Raw genomic sequence first — 19,548 nt, 5'->3', positions numbered from 1 at the left:
GGCCGGTGCGCCGGCGCTGCTGCCGCGTGCGGCGTCCTCGGTGCAGGCGCGGGTGACCCTGTTCGGGATGGCGGACGGCTCGGCCGGTCCGGTGGTGGAGGGGTTGCGGCTGTCGGCGGAGGCGGTGCCGGCCTCGGAGCGGGCGAAGGAGCGGCCGCGGGCGGCTGCGGCGTTCTCCGCGACGGTGTTCGCGACCCGTGAGGGTCTGGTGGGGCACACCACGGCCAACGGTCATGTCATCCAGCCCGACGACCACTTCGTGGCGCTGCCCTCGCGGCGGGGTCTGTCCCCGAAGGGCAGCCACGAGTACTCGGTGCGGGTGTGCGGCCCGGCGCGCTGCGAGACGGCGCCGGTGTGGGACGTCGGCCCGTGGAACACCAAGGACGACTACTGGAACCCGTCCTCCGTGCGGGAGATGTGGAAGGACCTGCCGCAGGGCAGGCCCGAGGCGCAGGCCGCCTACCAGGACGACTACAACGGCGGGGCGGACCAGTTCGGCCGCCAGGTCGCCAACCCGGCGGGCATCGACCTCGCCGACGGCACCTTCTACAACGTCGGCCTGAACGACAACGGCTGGGTCACCGTCACCTACCTGTGGACGGGGGGCGGCGGTGCGGACACCAAGCCGTTCCCGACCTGGGGCTCGGACGTCAACATCCGGGAACAGGCCACGACGAACTCGGCTTCGGTGGCGTCCCTGCCCGGCCCGACGACGGTCAACGTGCAGTGCCAGAAGCGCGGTCAGATGGTGCACTACCAGGGCTACAGCAACGACGCGTGGTCCTACCTGCCGGACTACGGCGGCTACGTCTCGAACATCTTCATCGATGTGGCCGACTCCTGGCTGCCGGGAGTGCCCACCTGCTAGCGCGCACCCGTCGGCTCGCCGCCCTCCCGTGTGCGGCGTGACGACCGGCCCCGTGGACGTGTGCCACGGGGCCGGTCCCTTTTCCGCCGGGCTTGTCGGTGTTGCGTGCGATCATCGGGCGCATGGCGAAGAAGATGACCGAGGACGAGTGGCGGGCCTTCGTGTCGGCGGGGACGCGCACCGGCAAGCTCGCGACCGTGCGCGCCGACGGCAGCCCGCACGTCGCCCCGGTGTGGTTCGTGCTGGACGGCGACGACGTGGTCTTCAACACCGGCGCGGAGACGGTGAAGGGCCGGAACCTCGCCCGCGAGGGCCGGGTGTCGCTGTGCGTGGACGACGAGCGGCCGCCGTACTCCATGGTGGTGCTGCGCGGCCGCGCCGAGCTGAGCGAGGACCTGCCCGAGGTCCGCGCCTGGGCGACGCGCATCGCCGCCCGCTACATGGGCGAGGACCGCGCTGAGGAGTACGGCGCGCGCAACGGCGTCCCCGGCGAACTCCTGGTCCGCATGCGCGTCGAACACGCCATCGGCCTCGACGCCATCGCGGACTGACCACCGCGCCGGGCTGGTCCCCGTCGCGGCTGCAGTGCACTCCCATGCGACGTCTCGTCTGCGCGGACTCTCGTCCCACGCGATGTATGGAGTGTGTGTTACCTTTGTATGTAGTCGATGCTGCCACTATGGGAAACGGGTGATCAGCTTGAGCGCGACGCAGATCGACATCGATGACGATGCCCTCGCGGACGCGATGCGTCTGTCTCAGGCCAAGACCAAGAAGGACACCGTCAACCTCGCGCTGCGCGAATATGCGGAGAGGCGCCGCCGCACCGAGGCGCGCCTGCGACACTTCCGTGCTGCCCAGGGCTGGGACGAAGAAGGCTTCGAGCGTCAGCACAGGGCGGAGAAGGGTGCGGCCTGAGGGTGATCCGCTACCTTGTCGATTCGACGGCGGTTTGGCGCCTGCAGCGTGATCGTGAACTCAACGAGTCGTGGGCTCACGAACTCGACGACGGTGCCATCGGCTCATGCCCTCCACAGCGCACGGAGTTCCGGCGTTCGGCGCGGAACCTCGACGAGTACGACGCCATGACGGACATGTTCGCGGACCTGTACCCGAACGTTCCGGTCCCCAAGAGCGCGTGGAGCTGGGTCGACGCCTCCCAGTACCGGCTTGCTCAGCGAGGTCGGCACCAGAGCCTTTCCGTGGTCGACTGGTTGGTGTGCGCGACGGCTGCTCACCATGGCCTTGTCGTCCTTCACGACGACAAGGACTTCACCGCTGCCTCCGGCCTGCTCAGTGACCTCCGCGAGCACAACGTGCATCACGTCGCGCGCTGAGCGTTCCTACCGCCCACCGGCCGGCCGGCTGCCGGGAAAACCGGGTGCGGGACGGCTGGGTGAGCGAGAGCCTGGGTCATGGCCTGGACACTCTCGGACGACCTCGACGGCTTCCGTACGTACGCGGGCGGCTTCCTGCGCGCCCGCCCGGACGTGAACACCACGACGCTCTCGGTCAGCAGCACGCTGGCCGCCCTCGGGATCGACGTGTACGGCGACCGGCCGCCGGTGTTCGGCTGGTGGCACGCTTCGGACCGGTGTACACGTCGAAGGCGCAGCGCGGCCGGGGCTACGGCGGTGCCGTCACGGCGGCCCTCTCGCAGACCGCGCTCGACGCGGGCGCGCGCGACGTCCTGCTCTTCACCGACCTCGCCAACTCCACCAGCAACGCCCTCTACCGGCGCCTCGGTTACCGGGCTCCCGGCGACTACACCTCGTACGCGTTCGCTCGGTGAACCCGGCGGACCCGGCCATGGGAGCGCCCCGGGGCATGTCGGTGCGCGCCCGTACGGGGGCTACAGGCGTTCCTGGAGGTGCACGGTGACGGTGTCGCCCTCGTCCTTGCCGAGTGTGCGGCGGAGGTCGGCCTTCACGGGCAGTTCGTGGCGGCCGTCGCCCAGCGCCATGAAGGAGCTGCGGAAGGGGTGGCCGTCGATCGTGCCGCGCACCTTCACCAGGCCCCGGGTGCCGAAGAAGTCCGCCGACTCCGGCCACACCAGGTAGGTCCAGCCGCCCTTCTCGGGGCTCTTGCGGAGCGTCGCGGTGAACCGCGTGTCCAGGCGCGTCCCCGCCCGGCCGGTCTCCTTCGTCATGGTCCTCGCCTCCGGTCCGCCGTCCGTCCCGGGGAGCGCGCCGCTCCCCTCCGTGGTGACGGACCGCGCTGCGGAAAGTCATCGCCGACGACCCGTGGGCAGGGCACCCACCCAGAGGTTACCGTCGGGTAGGACCTGGGGAGGGCGACGCATGACAGACGTGCGGGAGCGTTCGTGGTGGGGTTGGGGACGGGCCGACCGTGCCCTGAGCGACGAGGAGTGCACCGCCCTGGGCGCGCAGTTGCCGGGGCTGCCGGACGCGCCCCTGCCGGTGCCGCGCGTGGCCGGCCTCGACCTCCCGGTGCCCCGCGTCGCGCCGCCGCCCGCACTCGCCCACGCGGTGACCGATGCGCCGCCCGACCGCGCCGGGCACACCTACGGCAAGGCGTACCGCGACGTCGTGCGCGCCCTGCACGGCGACCTCGCCGCCGCGCCCGACCTGGTGGCGTACCCGCGCACCGAGCAGGAGATCGCCGACCTGCTGGACTGGGCGGGGGAGCACCGCGTCGCCGTCGTCCCGTACGGCGCAGGCAGTTCGGTGGTCGGCGGCACGGAGTACCGGCCGGGAGACGGCGACCACACGGGCGTGCTGTCGCTGGACCTGTCCGCGCTGGGCCGGGTGCTGGAGATCGACCGCGCCTCCCGCGCCGCCCGCGTCCAGGCCGGCGTGTACGGACCGGCGCTGGAGGAGCAACTGCGCCCCGCGGGTCTGACGTTGCGGCACTTCCCGCAGAGCTTCGAGTACTCCACCCTCGGCGGCTGGCTCGCCACCCGCGCCGGTGGCCACTACGCCACGCTGCACACGCGCATCGACGACTTCGTCGAGTCGATGCGCGTGCTCACCCCCGTCGGGGTGAACGAGTCGTGGCGGCTGCCGGGTTCGGGAGCCGGGCCGTCCCCCGACCGCCTGTTCCTCGGCTCCGAGGGCACCCTCGGCGTCATCACCGAGGCGTGGATGCGGCTCCAGGACCGTCCCGTCCACAAGGCGTCGACCGCCGTACGGTTCGCCGGGTTCGCCGCCGCGTGCGAGGCGGTGCGCGCCGTCGCGCAGTCCGGACTGCACCCCGCCAACTGCCGCTTGCTCGACCCCGGAGAGGCGGCCCTCTCCGGCGCGGGGAAGGGCGGGGAGAGCGTGCTGGTACTCGGCGTGGAGTCCGCGCACCACCCGGTGGACGGCCGGCTCGCCGAACTCGTCGCCCTGGCCCGGGACCACGGCGGCGCTCCCGCCGCCGACGAGGCGCGGGCGGAGGACGACGCCGTCGGCTCCTGGCGCAGCGCCTTCCTGCGCATGCCGTACCTGCGTGACGGACTCGCCCGGATGAGCGCGCTGACGGAGACCTTCGAGACCGCCTGCACCTGGGACCGTGCGGCCGGGCTGTACGACGCGGTGCGCACGGAGGTGGGCGCGGCGGCGGAGAAGGTCACCGGTGCGCCCGGCATGGTCAACTGCCGCTTCACGCACGTCTATCCGGACGGCCCGGCGCTGTACTTCACGGTGATCGCCGCGGGCCGGCGCGGCTCGGAGGTCGCCATGTGGGACGAGGTGAAGGCGGCCTCCCTGGAGGTCCTGGCCCGCCACCGGGCGACCGTGACCCACCACCACGCGGTCGGCCGCGACCACCGCCCGGCCTACGACCGCCAGCGCCCGGACCCGTTCGCGCTGGCGCTGCGCGCCGCGAAGTCCGCCCTCGACCCGCACGGCGTCCTCAACCCCGGCGTCCTTGTGGGCTGGTCCTAGCCGGGGGATCAGGCGCCAACAGGAGGTAGCGGGTCCGATACGTAGGTACCGAGTGCGGGCAGGGTTTCGACCAAGCCTTGCTCGCGCAGCTCGCGGACGGCTCGACGCGCCGTTCCGGCTGACACGCCGTACTCGTCCGCGAGGTCGCGCTCGTTGGGCAGGCGCCCGCCGGGCGGAATCTTGCCGCTCCGGATCTGCGCGGTGAGTTCGGTGGCGATGCGGCGGTAGGCGTACTCCATCGTTCGAATCTACGTGCGCACTGTGCACCCCATGCACTGGCTAGCACAGTGTGCGAACTGTGCACAGTGTGCACAGTTCGGTATGGTGAGAGTCAGCAAGGACCCCGGCGACCGATGGAAGCGGTCCCGGGGCGTGGCCCTTCGCTGCTGAGGAGCGAACGACGTATGAAGACTATCCGGCGCGCGTTGGCGCGTGTGTATCCGCCCACGGGACGGCACCGGCCGGGGATCGCGGAACTGCGGCCCAGGGGGCGCCACGCCCGGCGTGGTGTACGGGTCGGCGCCCGGCAGCGCCGCCTCGTGCTGCTGCTCGCCGTGCACTACGGCCTCGACCTCGACACCCGCGACATCCACGCGCGGGAAGTGGCGTGGTGACCGGCGAACACCGGCGGGCCGTGTGCCGGTTGCTGCCCTGGGACTCCCCGGAGGGCAAGCCCGCCTATCTGGTGACCGACGACCCCGAGGGCATGCTCTCGCTGCTCGCCGACGGCATCGAGGACACCCAGATCGACACGGCGCGGCGCGTGCTGGCCCATGCCCGCGAGATGCTCGCGGACGAACGGGTCCGCATGACCGGCGACGAGTACGCGTTCGTGACCCGGCGGCTGGCGGAGTGCGTGCACGACCTGCTGCGGATCGTCGCCTCGCGCGGGGCGCGGCTGGGGATCGAGGAGTTGCCGGTGCGAGGCTCCTGAACTCCCCTGAACTCCCCTGGGCCCCTCGCCTGCCCGGGGAGGGCGGGTCAGGTGCAGAAGATGAACCAGCAGTCGTCGTAGTCGTCGTCCGGGGGTTCGGGGTTCTCGTCCTGCGGCGGGGTCGGCTGTGGCTGGGTGGGCTCGGGTTCCGGCTCCGCGGGCGTCGTGGGGGCGGGGTCGCCCGGCTCCGGCTGGACGCTGCCGACCACCTCTGTCGGCTCCTCCTCCGGCTCCTTCGACTCCTTCTCGTCCTTCGGCTCGTCGCTCTCCTCCGCGCTCGCGGAGGCCGAGGGGCCCGAGTCGGGGCTGCGGGAGGCGTTCGCCGCGGAGGGGTCGGGGGACGCCTCGTCGGCGGGCTCCTGCGTCTCGGTGCCGTTCGCGCCGACGGCCTGCGGGTCCGGGCTGGAGGCGGTCGGTTCACTCCAGGGGAGCGACGGGCTGCCGACCTCGGTGACGGCCAGGCCCAGCAGCACCGTGCCCAGGCAGGCGGCGAGGACCACCAGGCGCTTGCCGTGGCCCTTGCGGGCGCGCCGGCCGCGGGAGCGGCGTGCGCTGCGGCCGCCCGGGGCGGGGGTTTCCTCGTCGCGCGCCTCCGTTTCGGCGCGTTCCTCGGCGGGGGCGGCGGAGGGGACGTGCTCCTCCCGTTCCGGGCGGTGCCGGGGAGGGGCGTAGAGGTCCTGCGGCGGCTCCTGGTGGAACGCCTGGGCGCGATAGGCCGATTGACCGGGCCCGCCCGGCCGGGGATGTCCCTGCCCGTGGTGCCCCTGTCCGTGCTGACCCGGCCCGTGCTGACCTGGCCCGGGGTGCCCGTGTCCGGGGTGTCCGGTGGAGGCCGGGCCGCCGCGCTGGGGGTGGCCGTACTGCTGCGGCGGGCCTGCGTGGCCTCGGGGAGCAGCAGGGCCGGGGTGCGGTGTGTGGGGCGCGGGATGGCCGTCGTACGGGGTTCCTGGTGCAGGGGTGAGGTACCCGGCCGGGACTCCGCATCCCGGACAGGCCAGGGCGCCGTTGAGGTGCCTGCGGCACGTGGGGCAGTAGTCCATGGCGTGCGGAAGGTTATGCGGAGGCACCGCGACGCGTAACCGGGGTTCTGTGAGGGTCCTGTGCCGAATCCGTTGACGTGTTCACGGCGACTGGTGATCGGTCCCGGTTGTGCCCCCTCTGTGCGGGTGCGGAGAGGGGGACGGGTCGCGCCCCGGGGCCCGGGGAGGTCCCTGCCGGGGCGCGACCCGGATCGGCGGCCGGCGGTCGGTCCGACGGCCGGGGCGGGTGGGTCAGGCGGGTGCGTTCCACTTCTGGTTCGCCGTGCCTCCGCACGTCCAGATCTGGAGCCGGGTGCCGTTGGCGGAGTTGTTGTCGGTGACGTCCAGGCACTTGTCCGCCTGCGGGTTGACGATGTCCCGCGCGCCGGTCACCACCCATTGCTGCGCGGCGCTGCCGTTGCACGTCCACAGCTGGACCCTCGTGCCGTCGGCGGTGCCGCCGGAGTCCACGTCCAGACACTTGCCGAGTGCACGGATCGTGCCGTCGGAGGCGACGGTCCAGTGCTGCGCGGCGTTGCCGTTGCAGTCGTGGAGCTGCACGGGTGTGCCGTCGGCGGTACCGGCGTTGGCGACGTCCACGCACTTCCCGGCGAGCCCGGTGATCTGTCCGCTAGGGCCCGTACCACCGCCCTCGCCGGAGGTCACCCGGACGTAGTCGACGACGAGCTGCTGCGGGAAGACGGTGCTGCCGTCGGGGTCGCCGGGCCAGTAGCCGCCCACGGCGAGGTTGAGGATGAGGAAGAACGGCTTGTCGAACACCCAGTCCCGGCCGCCGAGGTCGGCGGGCGTACGGGTCTGGTAGACGTTGCCGTCCACGGACCAGGTGATGCGGTTCGGCGACCAGTCCACGGCGAAGGTGTGGAAGGCGTCGGCGAACTGCTGCCCGCCGGGCAGGGTGTACGCGGCGCCGATGCCGCCCGAGCCGGAGTAGCCGGGGCCGTGGAGCGTGCCGTGCACGGTGCTGGGCTCGAAGCCGACGTTCTCCATGACGTCGATCTCGCCGCTGGCCGGCCAGCCGATGTCGCCGATGTCGTTGCCGAGCATCCAGAACGCCGGCCACATGCCCTGGCCGCGCGGCACCTTCAGCCGGGCCTCGACGTGGCCGTAGGTGGTGGTGAACTTGCCCGAGGTGTTGAGGCGGGACGAGGTGTACTCGCAACGCCCGTACCAGCATTGGTAGTTGCCCGGATTCTCCTTGCGGGCGGTGATGACCAGGTTGCCGTTGCCGTCCAGGGCGGCGTTGTCGTTGCCGGGCGTGTACCACTGGCGTTCGTGGTTGTTGACGTTGTCGCCGGTCTCGATGTGCCACCGTGACCCGTCGACGGCCGCGCCGGCGGGTCCGTCGAAGTTGTCCTCGAACAGCACCGCGCGGGGGGCGTCGGCCTGCGCGGCCTGTCCCTGCGGGGCGGTGGCGGTGTGGTCCGGGCGGTCGGGGGCGGGTGCGGCGGCGCCGGGCACGGCGGCCGTCCAGCCCAGGGTGGCGGCCAGGCCGACCGCCAGCAGGGCGCTGCGGCGGCGTCGCCGGGTGGTGGGGTGCGGGTGGTGGGGGTGTCTGTGGGGCATCGCGGTCACCTCGTCGCTTGGGGGAGCGAACTCGGCCCTGTACGGGCGGGATTGGTCCGTACCTCTGACGCCACGAGTGAAGCGGCTGAGAATGTCCGCGTCAAGAGAGCGCTCTCACTCGCTCTGGTGGACCGCCCGCCGGACGTCGGTGAGGTGCGCGAAGACCACGACGTTGCCGGTGTACTCCCCGGCCTCCTCGTCGAACGTCCCGCCGCAGGTGATCAGCCGCAATTCCGGCCGTGCGGACGGGCCGTAGACCTCGGCGTCCGGGAAGCGCGCCCCGTCGTAGACCTCCACGGCGTCGATGGTGAAGACGGCGGTGAAGCCGTCCCGCCGCTCGACCTCCACCTCCGCGCCCTTGCGCAGCGCGCCCAGGCCGTAGAAGACGGCCGCGCCGTCGGCGGTGTCGACGTGCCCCGCGACGATCGCGGTGCCCACGGCGCCGGGCGGCGTGCCGTCCGCATACCACCCGGCGAGGTTCTCGTCCTGCGGAGGCGGCGCCTCCAGACTCCCGTCGTCGTGCAGGCCCAGGCGGGTGAGCGGGGCGGAGACGCCGATCGACGGGATGTGGACGCGCAGCGGGTCGGAGGCGCGCGGGCCGGATCGGGAGCGCTCGGGGCGAGGGCTCTCCCGGCCGCCGGTCTCCCGGCCGTTCGTGTCCTGGCGTTTCGTGTCCGGGCCGTTCGTGTGCGCGCCGGACGGCGTCGGGGCGGGTGTCTCGGGTCCGGGGAGGGGGCGAGGGGCGTCGCGGGCGAATCCCGCCTCGGCGGGCGGCTGCGGCGGGGCCTGCCCGCCGGTGCCGTGCTCGAAGAGCCAGACGGCGGCACAGGCGGAGGCGGCGACGAGCGTCGAGACGCACGTCTCCACGCCGCGACCGCGGCGACGCGGGCGTGATGCCGCCGTCGGACCCGCCATCGGACCTCCTCGCGTGCGGGTGCGGGTACGGGCGTCGACGGCGCTACGGGTGCGGGCGTCGCCGGGGGCGACGGCCGCACCCGTACGCCGGAACGGCCTGCTGTAGGGCTGCCCGGGTCAGCCGTCCAGCCTGCGGTGGCGCCGGCGCAGGTAGAGCGCACCGCCGGCTGCGGCCACCAGGGCGAGCGAGCCGCCGGTCAGCATGGCGGAGTCCACGCCCGCTCCGGCGCCGCCGACGCCGGTGTGGACGCGGCCGTGCGGCATCTTCCCGTGCCGGTCGTGTCGCCAGTCCTGCCGGTCGTCGTGGCCGTCCTTGCCGTCCCTGCCGTGCTTGCCCCAGTCGTCCCCGTGGTGGTCCCCCTTGCCGCGGTGGTCGCCGTTCTTGCCGAACGGGTCGCCGCCGTCCCCCGGCCACTCCTTCCAGCCCTCACCCTCGGGCCAGGAGTCCCCGGCACCGGAATCCTTCGGAGCGCCGTCCTCCGGAGCGCCCTCGTCGGACCACTCCTTCCAGTCCTCGCCCTCCGGCCACTCGTCGCCGGCCTTCGCCTCGGCACTGCCCGTCGCGGGCTGCCGCTCACCGGCAGGGTGCTCCGCGTCCCCGGCCGCGTGCTTCGCGGGACCGACCACGACCGTGCCGGCGAGTTCCCTCCCGTCCGTGCAGGAGCCGCCGAGCGCGTACCGGCCCGGCTTGGTGTCGCGCGTGACGCGCAGCTCGCCCTTCGCCGTCCGGGCCTCCGCGTCCTTCGGCTCCAGCCCGAGGATTCCGGCGCCCAGTGCGCTGGCGTCCACCCCGGCGCTGCCGCCGGGCCCGCAGGCGTCCGTCGACAACGTGACCGTGCCCCCCGGGCGTGCCGTGCCCGGGTCGACCCTGATGGCGCCGTCGTCGCCGGCGGCGAAGGCGGTCGTGACGGTCGTTGCGGTTATGCCGACGACGGCCACGGACAGCGCCGCGCCGGAGAGCCGCCGAGCGACTCTCGGCCGGCGCGGCGTGGAAAACGCACGCATGAACGAACCTCCGACGATGGCGGGGTGCGCGGCGCGCGGCTGCGCCGGCGTACTCCCGGGACGCCACGCGTCCGCATCCGAGCCAAGTCGCATCCCCCCGGTTCCGCGCTCCGGACGGTGCGCCCCGTCGTCGGCGCAGGTGGGCGGTGGTGCCCGCGGACGTTGCTCCATGCGGCGGACGGTGCACGGAACGGTGCCCGGGCGGCGGGACCCGGCGGGCGCGGCCAGGGGGGTGTACGGGTGAACTCCGGGCCTGTACCCCCTTGTGGGTGACACGGCTGATCCGGGCGGGTGACTTCGGGCCGGTGGGCCTCGTTGTCTCTGGCATGGCTGTGATGCTCACGCAGTGGTCGCCGGTGCCCTGGTCGGGAGAAACGGTTCCCCGTCCGGCTCTTCCGCCCCCGGCGGATGCCTCCGCGCCCACGCCCATCTACGAGACGCTCGTACGCGAGTGGTCCCTGGCAGGCCGCGCCGTGCCGGGACAGGGAGGCCGTCACGGCCGCAGCGAGCCAGTGGAGACCGGCGCGCGGTGGTGGCGCACGGAGGAGGGGCGGCCGTCCTACGGGGCCCCTTCGCCGGTGGCGCCCGGTCCTGCCGCGTACGGCGGCGGGGTGTACGGCGGCAACGGGGGCGACCTGTACGGCGGCAACGGCGGTGACCTGTACGGCACTTCGGTTGAGCGGTACGGCTCCTCCGCGGAGCGGCACGCCACCGGTACGGAGGGGTACGGCACCTCCGCCGCCCCCTACCGGAGCGTCGCGCCCTACGTGGGCGTCTCCGGCTACGGCGACGGGGGCGACGACGCGGGCGGCCGTGCAGCGGAGGCGCGACCGGCGAAGGGTGTGGCCGGCGAGACCGAGGCGGCGGCCGCCGATCCGGGGGAGGCGGAGGAGAGTCAGCCCGCGTGGGAGCGCGTGGCGATTCTCTGACGCATCCGGGGCGGTTCGGTGCCGTGGGGCGGTGGCTGGTGTGTGTGGGTGCGGGTCGGGGGCGTGGGCTGCGGTCCGGGCCGACGACCCGGAAACCCATGATGTACGGGCCGCGTTCTCGGCGAACGGTGGGCACGACTCGTATTGCGCGGCCCACACATCACGGGCAAGTGTTTCCGGGCGCATCGACCCTCCCTCCGCCCACGCCCCCTCACGTCCGTCGCGGCCGCGGCCCACCCCCGTGCTCTTGAGGGGGAGGAGATCGGGGTCGGTTCCGGGTCGGAAGGCCGGTTCGGTCACGGAGGTTGGGGTGGAGGAGCTGACGGTCCGTTGGTGGAGATTCGGTGCCGGTCGTCGTGATCCACTCGTGATCACCCACGGAACCGGCGTGCTGACGGGGCGTGTTGGTGCGTCCGTATTGCTCCTCGGTGGGCGGGAAGTCCCTGCCAAAGCGTAGGCAAAATCAGCGACCCGGCTTGGTTTCCCGGCTGCGGGTCTATTAACGTTCGATAACGCAGCGCGGTCGTCACTGCCGTCACTCCAGGCGGCACCGTGCGCCGTCGCCTAATCCCGCACGTGGGTCACGCGAGTCTCACCGCTCGCGCCGGCACACCGAGGGAGCCGGGGAACCACCTTTCAGGGGTGAATCGGCGGTCCCGCCCAAGGACCGCTGTAGGAGACCTTCCTGCTCCGAACCCGTCAGCTAACCCGGTAGGCGAGAAGGAAGGAAAGGAGAGCGCCCCCAGTGGCGTCCACCAGGCATGCCCCCGAGGCCCGCGACCTCTACAGAAGCGGATACCTCGGCGACACCGACCTCACCACCGAGTTCCCCCAGTTCGAGGAGTCCTTCGACGCCACCGGCGCCTACACCGTGCCGACCGTCTACGGGCCGGAGCAGGACGGGGCGTACGACGGGTGGAACCCGACCGCCGAATCGGTGCGCCCGGTGCGCGGCCGGCACCGCGTGGCGAAGCAGCGCGGCGGGGTGGCCCGCAGCGGTGCGGTGCTCGGGGTCGGCATGATCGCGGCCGTCGGCGCGGGCGGAATGGCCACGGCCAAGGACAAGCCGGCCTCCGTCACGATGGCCGACATGTCCTCCCTCGCCGGCTCGGTGGCGGACGAACTGCCCAGCGAGATAAGTGACCTGGTCCCCGGCGTCGACGGCTCGGCGGACACCACGACGGTCGCCGCTCAAGCGCCGCTCACCCAGGCCGGGTTCAGCACCGAGACCGCTGCTCCGGAGGGGGACGCCGGGGAGTCCCTGCGGGCCCGCATCCTGGCGCAGGCCGCCCAGCAGCAGTCGGCCGCCGACGCCACCGTCCGCGAGGACGCCGTCGACACCGCGCGCGCGGAGGCCGCCGAGGCCGCCGCGAAGAAGGCGGAGGCCGAGCGCAAGGCGGAGGCCGAGCGCAAGCGCGAAGCCGCCGAGGAGGCTCGCCGCAAGGCGGAGGCCGCACGGCTCGCCGAACTCGCCCGCAGTTACAGCGTGCCCCTCTCCTCGTACACGCTCAGCTCCGGCTACGGCGCCGGCGGCAGCATGTGGGAGAACGACCACACCGGCCAGGACTTCGCCGCGCAGACCGGCACCCCGGTGATGGCTGTGCACAGCGGCACCGTGAAGGAGGCCGGCTGGGCCGGCTCGTACGGCTACCGCGTCGTACTCGAACTCGACGACGGCACCGAGGTCTGGTACTGCCACCTGTCCTCGATGAACGTCTCCGCCGGGTCCGAGGTCAACACCAAGGACGTCATCGGCAACGTCGGCTCCACCGGCAACTCCACCGGACCGCACCTCCACCTGGAGGTCCGGCCGGGCGGCGGTTCGCCCGTCGACCCGCTGTCCTGGCTGCGTGGGAAGGGACTGAACGTCTGACACCTTCCGCTCCACGATTCCCTTCCCACGTCCCTGATGCAGGGACGGTGCCGCCGCCTCGTGCCCGTCGAGGCCTGTGACACCTCCTCCCCCCACCGCAGTACTCGGCGACAAGGAGGGGCGAGGCGGCGGCAACCGGGAACCGGGGCCGGGCGGCCATCGAGACTCCGGCGGTCCTGGCGGACCACCCCCCGACGCCAGGGCCGTCGGACCCTTTTCTAGCGCTGGTTCAGCAGGGCTTCCAGGAGGTCGGCGGCCCGTGTGGTGCCGCCCTCCGCGCGGGCGTCCTCGCGCAGCCGGGCGGACCGTCGGGCCACCTCGGGATCGGAGGTGAGGGCGGTCAGCGCCGCGCGCAGCGACGCGGCGTCCGCGTCTGCGGTGTCGAGGCGGCGGGCCACGCCCAGTTCGACGAGGCGGTCAGCGTTCTGGAACTGCTCCGCGCCCTGCGGCACCGCGATCATCGGCACGCCCGTGAAGAGCCCTTCGCTGCTGCCGCCCATCCCGGCGTGCGTGACGAACGCGTCCGCCTGCCCCAGAATCGCCAACTGCGGTACCCAGGAGTGCACTTCGACGTTCGCCGGGATCTCGCCCAGCTCGGACGGGTCGACGTAGCGGCCGATCTGCAGCACCACGTGCCAGCCGGGGAGGCCGCCGAAGGCGGCCAGGCACTGCCGGTAGAACTCCGGCTGCCGGGTGTACGCCGAACCGAGCGACACGAGCAGCACGTTCTCGGCCCCGGCCGGACGGGTCCACGCCCCCTGGTCGGCGCGGTCCCCGAAGCAGGGCCCGACGAAACTCACCACATCGGGGTCCACGAGGTCGGCGTGCGGCTGCATCGCCCGGGGGATCATGGCCAGTGCGCGGTCGGGCAGCCCGACGAAGGACGGGCCGTCCGTCGTGGTCGCGCCGGACGCCTCGGCCCAGGCGGAGACGCGGTCGAAGTACTCCTGCGCGCCGGGCAGTTGCAGGATCTGCTTCAGGACGGCCTGTTCCTCGTCGTGCCAGGCCACGTACGTCGGCGAAAGCTGCACCGCGGGGCGGCCCTGCCGCTCGGCGAGGGCGCGGACGGCGTAGCCGCCGATGTCGTACAGATAGAGGTCGGCGGGATCGTCCTCGTACACCGCCTCGATCTGCGGGAGCACGTGCATCGCGTCGTCCAGGAACACGCTCATCGCGCCGACCGGGTCCTCCGGCCAGTCGTTGTCGGTCACCGGGAGCGTCGAGTCGAACGGCACGAACGTGGCGCCGGTGCCGGTGACGAGATCCGCGACGGCGTGCCCGTTGGCGTAGGTCACGCGGTGGCCGCGCGCCACCAGTTCGCGGATGATCTCCAGGCTCGGCAGCACGTGGCTGACGGCGGGCACGCCGACCATGGCGATGTGGGCGCGCGGGTGGGAGCGGGGCAGGTTCATGAGTCTCCTCGAGGATCTACGGGCGTGACGGCATCGGCCCGTGGCGAAGGCCCGGGCACGGGTGACGGTGGCGGCGCGCTGCGCCGCGCCGTCTCACTCGTAGATCTGCAGGAAGGAGCACATGCCGGCGAGGTTAGCCCGTGGCGCTCCGGGCCTCCACCGGATTTCCGCCGGGCGGGGTCAACGGCGGGGCTGACCGTAGGCGTGGCGGACGTGGAGGCGGACGACGAGGCGGCGGTCCGTGACCATCGAGCGGCGGTACTGGTTCCAGTCGCCGTGTTCGCCGGAGATCGCGCGGTAGACGTCGACCAGTTCCTCCACCGTCGCGTCGTACGGGTCCGCCGCGACGGGGGTCAGCTCCGCGTCGCCCTCGGCGACCGTCCAGGACCAGCCGTCGGCCGTCGTGACGTGGTAGCTCGCGCGCGGGTCACGGGCGAGGTTGCGGGTCTTGGCGCGGTCCGCGGTGACCGACACCCGGACGATCCGCTGCTCCGGGTCGTACGCGTGCAGCACGTTGGAAAGTTGCGGCCGGCCGTCCCGCTTCAGCGTCACCAGAACGCCCCGGTTCTGGTCCGTCAGCAGCGACAGCAGCGCCTCCTGCGGCACCTTCTCGTCCATGTCTCGCTCCTCCGCGCGTCGGGGAAAGGGCGGCGGCGCCCCCGCACGCCCCTTCCCCCGATCCTCGCAGGCCAAGCCCGCTGCGGGAGACGGCTCAGCGCCGGGCGTCCCAGCGGCCGGGGTCGTCCTCCAGTGAGGCCCGCGCCCACCGCCCGTGCTCGGCGGCCGCGGTGTAGGTGTCCTGAAGGAAGGACATCAGCGCGCCGTCCGGGTCCGGGGACGTCCGCACCGCCTCGTAGGGGAGCAGGAACTGCCCGTTCTGCGCACTGTAGTACGCCTCGTCCGGCCGCACCGGGTGGTCCGCGAAGCCGTCCGGTTCGGGGTAGGCGTACGCGTAGAACGCGCCCTCCTCGCCGCCGCCCGGCCAGAAGCCGCAGCTGCTCAGTTCGCGGGAGTAGCCCTCGACCATCACCCAGTCACCGCAGTTGGGCGCGCCGCCGGGGTGCGGTGGGGCGGGGCGTCCGGAGAAGCGGGTGCAGGCCAGGTCCATCGCGCCCCAGAAGAAGTGCACGGGGCTGACCTTGCCGACGAAGTGCGAGCGGAACTCGCCCATCACCCGCTGCGCCTGGAGGAGTTGGCGCCAGAACAGCTGCGCGGCGCCGGGGTCGTAGGAGGCGTGCCGGTCGTCCTCGGCGAACGGGATGGCCGGCTCGACCTCGTTCGGGTGGCCCTGGATGGGGGCCTCGACGCCCAGTTCGTCCAGTGCGCGCATCGTCTCGGTGTGGAAGCGGGCCACCGACATGGGCTCCAGCGGTACGTGGCGCGTGCCGCTGGAGTCGCGGCGCAGCACCAGCCGGTGCTCGACGAAGTCGAACTCCACGTCGAACGCGCCGTCGCGGTACGGCACGGCGGAGGTGGTCAGTCCGCGCGCGCTGACGTACAGGGTGACCTGCCACCAGTGGTTGACCAGCGGCGCGTGGGCCAGGCGCACCTTGCCCACGATCTGGGTCCACATGTGCAGGGTGTCGCGGGTGTCGGCCCAGTCGTCCACCCGCAGCCGCGGCCATGCCGCGGTCGCCCGTGCTGCTGTCCGGTCCGTCACGGCCGTGCCTCCCGGGTCGGCGTCGCCGGTCCCCCCTCGCAGGGTCGCCCCCCGTGCCCGGCCCGGCAAGTCAGGCGTTCGCGAGCTGCTGCGGCGTCGCGGGCTACTCGGGCTGCGGTGCGTCGACGTCCGCGAGGTGGGCGCCGTCGACCAGGTCGGCGTACTCGCGGTGACGCCGGATGTACCGCGCGATGTAGGGGCACAGGGGCGTCACCCGGAGGCCGCTGTCGCGGGCGGTCTCGAGGGCCTCCCGGGCGAGCCGACCGCCGAGGCCCTGCCCCTCGTACGCGTCGGAGACCTCGGTGTGCGTGAGGACGAGGCGGCCGGGCTTCCGCCGGTAGTCGGCGCGGCCGGCGGGCTCGCCGGAGACGCGGAGTTCGAAGCGGGAACGGTCGGGGAGGTCGACGACCTCCACGTCCTGGTGTCGTGCGGATTTCTCGGGCATGAGGGCCTCCTTCGGCCTCCGGCACCGGCCGGGTGGCCGGTGCCGGACGGATCACTCGCGGGCGCCGCCGCCGGTCATGGCTTCGGCGAGGCGCAGGTGCCGGATGGCCTCGACGGGGCGGTTCTGCCGTTCGAGGGTGCGGCCGAGGACCAGGTGCGCGTACGCCTCCGCCGGGTCCTGTTCCAGCACGGCGCGCAGTTCGGTCTCGGCGCGTCCGAGCTGCGCGGAGTGGTAGTACGCGCGGGCCAGGAGGAGCCGGGTGCCGAGCTTCCGCGGTTCCGCGTCGACGAGCGGCCGCAGGATGCGGGCCGCACCGGCGTAGTCGCGGGCCTCGTAGAACAGCACGGCGCGCTCGTACTCCTGCATCGGCTTCGGCGTGCCGCCCTGGGGCGCGGGTGTGCTCCGGTGCGCCGGGCTGTCGGGGGTCGCGGGCGTGTCCGGGGTCATCGGCGGTCACCCTCCGTCCTGGGGTCGGGGGAGCCGCCCCGAAGCTCCGCCGTGCCGGTGTCGGCGGTGGTGCGGTGCGGCAGCTCCTGTGGAGAGGTGGTGCCCAGTCGTCCGGCCTGGAAGTCCTCGAAGGCCTGGACGATCTCGGCCCGGGTGTTCATGACGAACGGCCCGTAGCGGGCCACCGGCTCGCGGATCGGCAGGCCGCCGAGCAGCAGGACCTCCCAGCCGGTGCGGCTGCCGTTGTAGTCCTGGCCGGGCGCCGCCTCGAGGGTGACTGCGGAGCCGGGCCCGAAGACCGCGAGCTGCCCCTCCTCCAGCGGGCGCCGTTCCGGACCGACCGTGCCGCGCCCGGCCAGGACGTACGCCATGGCGTTGAAGTCCTCGGGCCAGGGCAGCGCGAGCCGCGCGCCCGGGCCGACGGTGGCGTGCACGTAGGTGATGGGTGTGCGGGTCACGCCCGGTCCGCGGTGTCCGCCCAGGTCGCCGGCGATGACGCGGAGCAGCGCCCCGCCGTCGTCGCTGGAGAGCAGCACGGTCTCGGCGGCCTTGATGTCCTGGTAGCTGGGGTCCGTCCACTTCAGCGACTTGGGCAGGTTGACCCAGAGCTGGACGCCGTGGAAGAGGCCGCCGGTGGCGACGAAGTCCTGCGGTGGCAGCTCGGAGTGCAGCACTCCGGCGCCTGCGGTCATCCACTGGGTGGCGCCCTCGGTGATGAGGCCGCCTCCGCCGGTGGAGTCCTGGTGCTCGAAGGCGCCGTCCATCATGTAGGTGACGGTCTCGAAGCCGCGGTGCGGATGCCAGGGCGCGCCCTTGGCCTCGCCGGGGCCGTACTCGACGGCGCCGAGGTGGTCCAGGAGCAGGAACGGGTCGGCGAGCGAGAGGTCGATCCCGGGGAAGGGGCGGCGGACCTCGAAGCCCTCGCCCTCCTTGTGGCGGCGCGCGGTGACGGTCTTCGCCACCGGACGCCAGGCGGTGCCGGCCGCGGAGGGGCGGACGACGCGGGGCAGGGTCAGGGTGTCGGCGGTCACGGCGGGCATGGTTGCTCCCTTCCACGGACTCCGGGTGCCCCCGGAGCGGCGTCACCCCCGGCAACATGGTTGAAAGTCGAACTATTCCTGGCGCCGGATCCCGCGACCATCCGTGTGCATCTCGTCGCACACCGCAACCCCGGCCGGGTCGGCGCGTTGAGCACGGGGACCGGCGTCGCAGCCGGCCCGCGAACCGTACGCACGTACGCGCCTGGAGCACCGCATGCACGTCCACCGCGCCCGCCGCCCCCGCCGCAGAGCAGCCGCCGCCCACGTCCTCGCCGCTCTCGCCGTCGTCACGGCGGCCCCGCTCCTCGCCCCGGCGCCCGCCGGTGCCGTACTGCCGCCGGTCAGCGACCACCTCGTGCTCACCGTCTCCGACTCCGGCCACCCGGCGCGCGACGGCCGGTTCGAGCTGTTCTGCCACCCCGCGGGCGGTGACCACCCGCGCGCGAAGGCGGCCTGCGCGCGGCTCGACGAGGTGACGGTGTGGGGCAGCGAACCGTTCGCCCCCGCTCCGGACGGGACCCTGTGCACCAGCCTCTACGGCGGCCCGGCGACCGCGCACGTCGAGGGCATGTGGGCCGGGCGTCCGGTGAACGCGGACTTCGGTCGCGCCACCGGCTGCGAGACCGCCCGCTGGGACGACCTCGTGCCCTTCCTCCCCCGCACCCGCCTCTGAGTAGTCCGGGGGCCGGTGTTGCAGCGACCGATCCCGCCGTACCCGACGGTGTGAAGATCCCGTAACCTTCTCGCTCGTGACGTGTGTCGGAGACGGGGCGGACAAGGTGAAGCACTCTCGCAGGCGGCGACGTACGGCCACGGCGCTCGGGGCGGTGATCCTGATGCTGGCGGCGGCCGCCTGCGGCACCCGGAGCAGCGGATACGCGGCCGCCGATGACACCGGGCCGGGCGCCCGCGACCGAACCGGGTGGAGCCGGATGTCGGCCATCCCCGAGCGACTGCTGCCCGACGGCACGACCATCCTCGTCGGCGACCCGGCGGCGCCTGTCACCCTGAGCCTCTACGAGGACCCGCGCTGTCCGTCCTGCTCCGATTTCGAGACGTCCGGCGCGGGCCCCACCGTCCGCCAGTTGGTGCTGGAACGCCGTGTGCAGGTGCGGTACACCCTCGCCTCGTTCCTCGACCGCGACGGCGGCCAGGGCTCGAAGAAGGCCGTCAACGCGCTGCGGGCCGCCCTGGACCAGGACAGGTTCGTCGAACTGCACGAGCGCGTCTTCCTCCTGCAGCCGACCGGAGCAGAGGACGGCTTCACCGACGACTACCTGCTCCGCCTGGCCGACGGGGTCGACGGGCTGCGCGGCAAGGCCTTCGACTCCGCCGTCCGGGACATGTCCCACCAGCGCTTCGTGGACGCTTCCCAGCAGCGGTTCGACGCGGACGGGGCCACCGGCACGCCGTCGATGAAGATCGACGGCCAGTGGCTGCCCGAGGACTACGGCGGCGTGCTCTACGAGCCGGACCTCTTCGAGGACTTCCTCGTCCTCTTCCGTGAGGACCCCGAACTGCTGGCGTAGG

Annotated in this window: 24 protein-coding genes and 1 riboswitch; of the genes, 12 read left to right on the top strand and 12 right to left on the bottom strand. The window is 73.1% G+C overall.

Annotation, left to right across the window (positions count from 1 at the left end):
- The 5 genes from K304_RS29610 to K304_RS34090 form a co-directional block, all read left to right on the top strand.
- On the top strand, nucleotides 1-868 hold an 868-nt coding region (locus tag K304_RS29610; RefSeq protein ID WP_037790849.1), incomplete at its 5' end, for a hypothetical protein.
- A gap of 122 nt (nucleotides 869-990) precedes the next feature.
- The gene (locus K304_RS0117590) at nucleotides 991-1,419 is read left to right on the top strand and encodes a PPOX class F420-dependent oxidoreductase (RefSeq protein ID WP_027764834.1); all 429 of its coding nucleotides are present in this window, start codon (nucleotides 991-993) and stop codon (nucleotides 1,417-1,419) included.
- A 139-nt stretch (nucleotides 1,420-1,558) separates the two neighbouring features.
- Nucleotides 1,559-1,786, top strand: a complete 228-nt coding sequence (locus tag K304_RS0117585; protein WP_486591706.1) for a type II toxin-antitoxin system VapB family antitoxin — start codon at nucleotides 1,559-1,561, stop codon at nucleotides 1,784-1,786.
- A gap of 2 nt (nucleotides 1,787-1,788) precedes the next feature.
- On the top strand, nucleotides 1,789-2,205 hold the full coding sequence (locus tag K304_RS0117580; RefSeq protein WP_027764832.1) for a PIN domain-containing protein: 417 nt from the start codon (nucleotides 1,789-1,791) through the stop codon (nucleotides 2,203-2,205).
- Nucleotides 2,206-2,462: 257 nt separating this feature from the next.
- The gene (locus tag K304_RS34090) at nucleotides 2,463-2,660 is read left to right on the top strand and encodes a GNAT family N-acetyltransferase (protein WP_486591705.1); all 198 of its coding nucleotides are present in this window, start codon (nucleotides 2,463-2,465) and stop codon (nucleotides 2,658-2,660) included.
- A gap of 60 nt (nucleotides 2,661-2,720) precedes the next feature.
- On the opposite strand, the gene K304_RS0117570 is transcribed toward K304_RS34090, so the two are convergent.
- Nucleotides 2,721-3,017, bottom strand: coding sequence for a DUF1905 domain-containing protein (locus tag K304_RS0117570; RefSeq protein ID WP_037790848.1), 297 nt, complete (start codon nucleotides 3,015-3,017; stop codon nucleotides 2,721-2,723).
- Between the two features lie 151 nt (nucleotides 3,018-3,168).
- Between K304_RS0117570 and K304_RS0117565 the strand changes: the two genes are divergently transcribed.
- Entirely contained in the window at nucleotides 3,169-4,755 is a 1,587-nt protein-coding gene (locus tag K304_RS0117565; RefSeq protein WP_027764830.1) for an FAD-binding oxidoreductase, read from the top strand.
- A gap of 8 nt (nucleotides 4,756-4,763) precedes the next feature.
- On the opposite strand, the gene K304_RS0117560 is transcribed toward K304_RS0117565, so the two are convergent.
- Complete coding sequence (locus K304_RS0117560; RefSeq protein ID WP_051308561.1) at nucleotides 4,764-4,994, bottom strand: winged helix-turn-helix domain-containing protein; 231 nt, start codon at nucleotides 4,992-4,994, stop codon at nucleotides 4,764-4,766.
- Nucleotides 4,995-5,159: 165 nt separating this feature from the next.
- Between K304_RS0117560 and K304_RS0117555 the strand changes: the two genes are divergently transcribed.
- Nucleotides 5,160-5,369, top strand: a complete 210-nt coding sequence (locus K304_RS0117555; RefSeq protein ID WP_158687357.1) for a hypothetical protein — start codon at nucleotides 5,160-5,162, stop codon at nucleotides 5,367-5,369.
- A complete protein-coding gene (locus K304_RS0117550; protein WP_078529293.1) occupies nucleotides 5,366-5,689 on the top strand; it encodes a hypothetical protein in 324 nt (107 codons plus the stop codon). Before K304_RS0117555 ends, K304_RS0117550 begins: the two co-directional genes overlap by 4 nt.
- A 47-nt stretch (nucleotides 5,690-5,736) precedes the next feature.
- On the opposite strand, the gene K304_RS32975 is transcribed toward K304_RS0117550, so the two are convergent.
- The 4 genes from K304_RS32975 to K304_RS31745 form a co-directional block, all read right to left on the bottom strand.
- On the bottom strand, nucleotides 5,737-6,729 hold the full coding sequence (locus tag K304_RS32975; protein ID WP_106965617.1) for an SCO2400 family protein: 993 nt from the start codon (nucleotides 6,727-6,729) through the stop codon (nucleotides 5,737-5,739).
- A 231-nt stretch (nucleotides 6,730-6,960) separates the two neighbouring features.
- Nucleotides 6,961-8,292, bottom strand: coding sequence for an RICIN domain-containing protein (locus tag K304_RS29600; RefSeq protein WP_051308560.1), 1,332 nt, complete (start codon nucleotides 8,290-8,292; stop codon nucleotides 6,961-6,963).
- A 114-nt stretch (nucleotides 8,293-8,406) separates the two neighbouring features.
- Nucleotides 8,407-9,207 (bottom strand): class F sortase, encoded by an 801-nt coding sequence (locus K304_RS0117530; protein WP_078529282.1) that lies wholly within the window; start codon nucleotides 9,205-9,207, stop codon nucleotides 8,407-8,409.
- 117 nt (nucleotides 9,208-9,324) lie between these two features.
- A complete protein-coding gene (locus tag K304_RS31745; RefSeq protein WP_158687356.1) occupies nucleotides 9,325-10,212 on the bottom strand; it encodes a hypothetical protein in 888 nt (295 codons plus the stop codon).
- A gap of 578 nt (nucleotides 10,213-10,790) precedes the next feature.
- On the opposite strand from K304_RS31745, the gene K304_RS0117520 reads away from it, so the two are divergent.
- Both K304_RS0117520 and K304_RS0117515 read left to right on the top strand, forming a co-directional pair.
- Nucleotides 10,791-11,141, top strand: coding sequence for a hypothetical protein (locus K304_RS0117520; RefSeq protein WP_158687355.1), 351 nt, complete (start codon nucleotides 10,791-10,793; stop codon nucleotides 11,139-11,141).
- 592 nt (nucleotides 11,142-11,733) lie between these two features.
- Nucleotides 11,734-11,874, top strand: a riboswitch (cyclic di-AMP (ydaO/yuaA leader).
- A 12-nt stretch (nucleotides 11,875-11,886) separates the two neighbouring features.
- The gene (locus K304_RS0117515) at nucleotides 11,887-13,014 is read left to right on the top strand and encodes a M23 family metallopeptidase (RefSeq protein ID WP_027764822.1); all 1,128 of its coding nucleotides are present in this window, start codon (nucleotides 11,887-11,889) and stop codon (nucleotides 13,012-13,014) included.
- 218 nt (nucleotides 13,015-13,232) lie between these two features.
- Here the strand turns inward: K304_RS0117515 and K304_RS0117510 are convergent, their stop codons facing one another.
- From K304_RS0117510 to K304_RS29585, 6 genes are all read right to left on the bottom strand, one after another.
- Nucleotides 13,233-14,426, bottom strand: coding sequence for a macrolide family glycosyltransferase (locus K304_RS0117510; protein ID WP_027764821.1), 1,194 nt, complete (start codon nucleotides 14,424-14,426; stop codon nucleotides 13,233-13,235).
- A 180-nt stretch (nucleotides 14,427-14,606) separates the two neighbouring features.
- Nucleotides 14,607-15,044, bottom strand: coding sequence for a PPOX class F420-dependent oxidoreductase (locus K304_RS0117505; protein ID WP_027764820.1), 438 nt, complete (start codon nucleotides 15,042-15,044; stop codon nucleotides 14,607-14,609).
- A 94-nt stretch (nucleotides 15,045-15,138) separates the two neighbouring features.
- A complete protein-coding gene (locus K304_RS0117500; protein WP_027764819.1) occupies nucleotides 15,139-16,086 on the bottom strand; it encodes a DUF5996 family protein in 948 nt (315 codons plus the stop codon).
- A gap of 103 nt (nucleotides 16,087-16,189) precedes the next feature.
- Nucleotides 16,190-16,531 carry a GNAT family N-acetyltransferase gene (locus K304_RS29590; protein WP_051308558.1) on the bottom strand — a complete coding sequence of 114 codons (342 nt, stop codon included), beginning with the start codon at nucleotides 16,529-16,531 and terminating at the stop codon, nucleotides 16,190-16,192.
- A gap of 51 nt (nucleotides 16,532-16,582) precedes the next feature.
- Entirely contained in the window at nucleotides 16,583-16,897 is a 315-nt protein-coding gene (locus tag K304_RS0117490) for a tetratricopeptide repeat protein (RefSeq protein WP_027764818.1), read from the bottom strand.
- Between the two features lie 77 nt (nucleotides 16,898-16,974).
- Nucleotides 16,975-18,018 (bottom strand): pirin family protein, encoded by a 1,044-nt coding sequence (locus K304_RS29585; protein ID WP_078529280.1) that lies wholly within the window; start codon nucleotides 18,016-18,018, stop codon nucleotides 16,975-16,977.
- A 214-nt stretch (nucleotides 18,019-18,232) separates the two neighbouring features.
- Here K304_RS29585 and K304_RS29580 point away from each other — a divergent pair, with 214 nt between their 5' ends.
- Together K304_RS29580 and K304_RS29575 are read left to right on the top strand one after the other, a co-directional pair.
- Nucleotides 18,233-18,691 carry an SSI family serine proteinase inhibitor gene (locus tag K304_RS29580; protein ID WP_037790847.1) on the top strand — a complete coding sequence of 153 codons (459 nt, stop codon included), beginning with the start codon at nucleotides 18,233-18,235 and terminating at the stop codon, nucleotides 18,689-18,691.
- A 76-nt stretch (nucleotides 18,692-18,767) separates the two neighbouring features.
- Complete coding sequence (locus K304_RS29575; protein WP_158687354.1) at nucleotides 18,768-19,547, top strand: thioredoxin domain-containing protein; 780 nt, start codon at nucleotides 18,768-18,770, stop codon at nucleotides 19,545-19,547.
- Nucleotide 19,548: the final 1 nt, after the last annotated feature.

Source organism: Streptomyces sp. CNS606, from assembly GCF_000426325.1.
The sequence above is the reverse complement of the archived record's forward strand: the minus strand, read 5'-3'. Positions and strand labels throughout refer to the sequence as shown.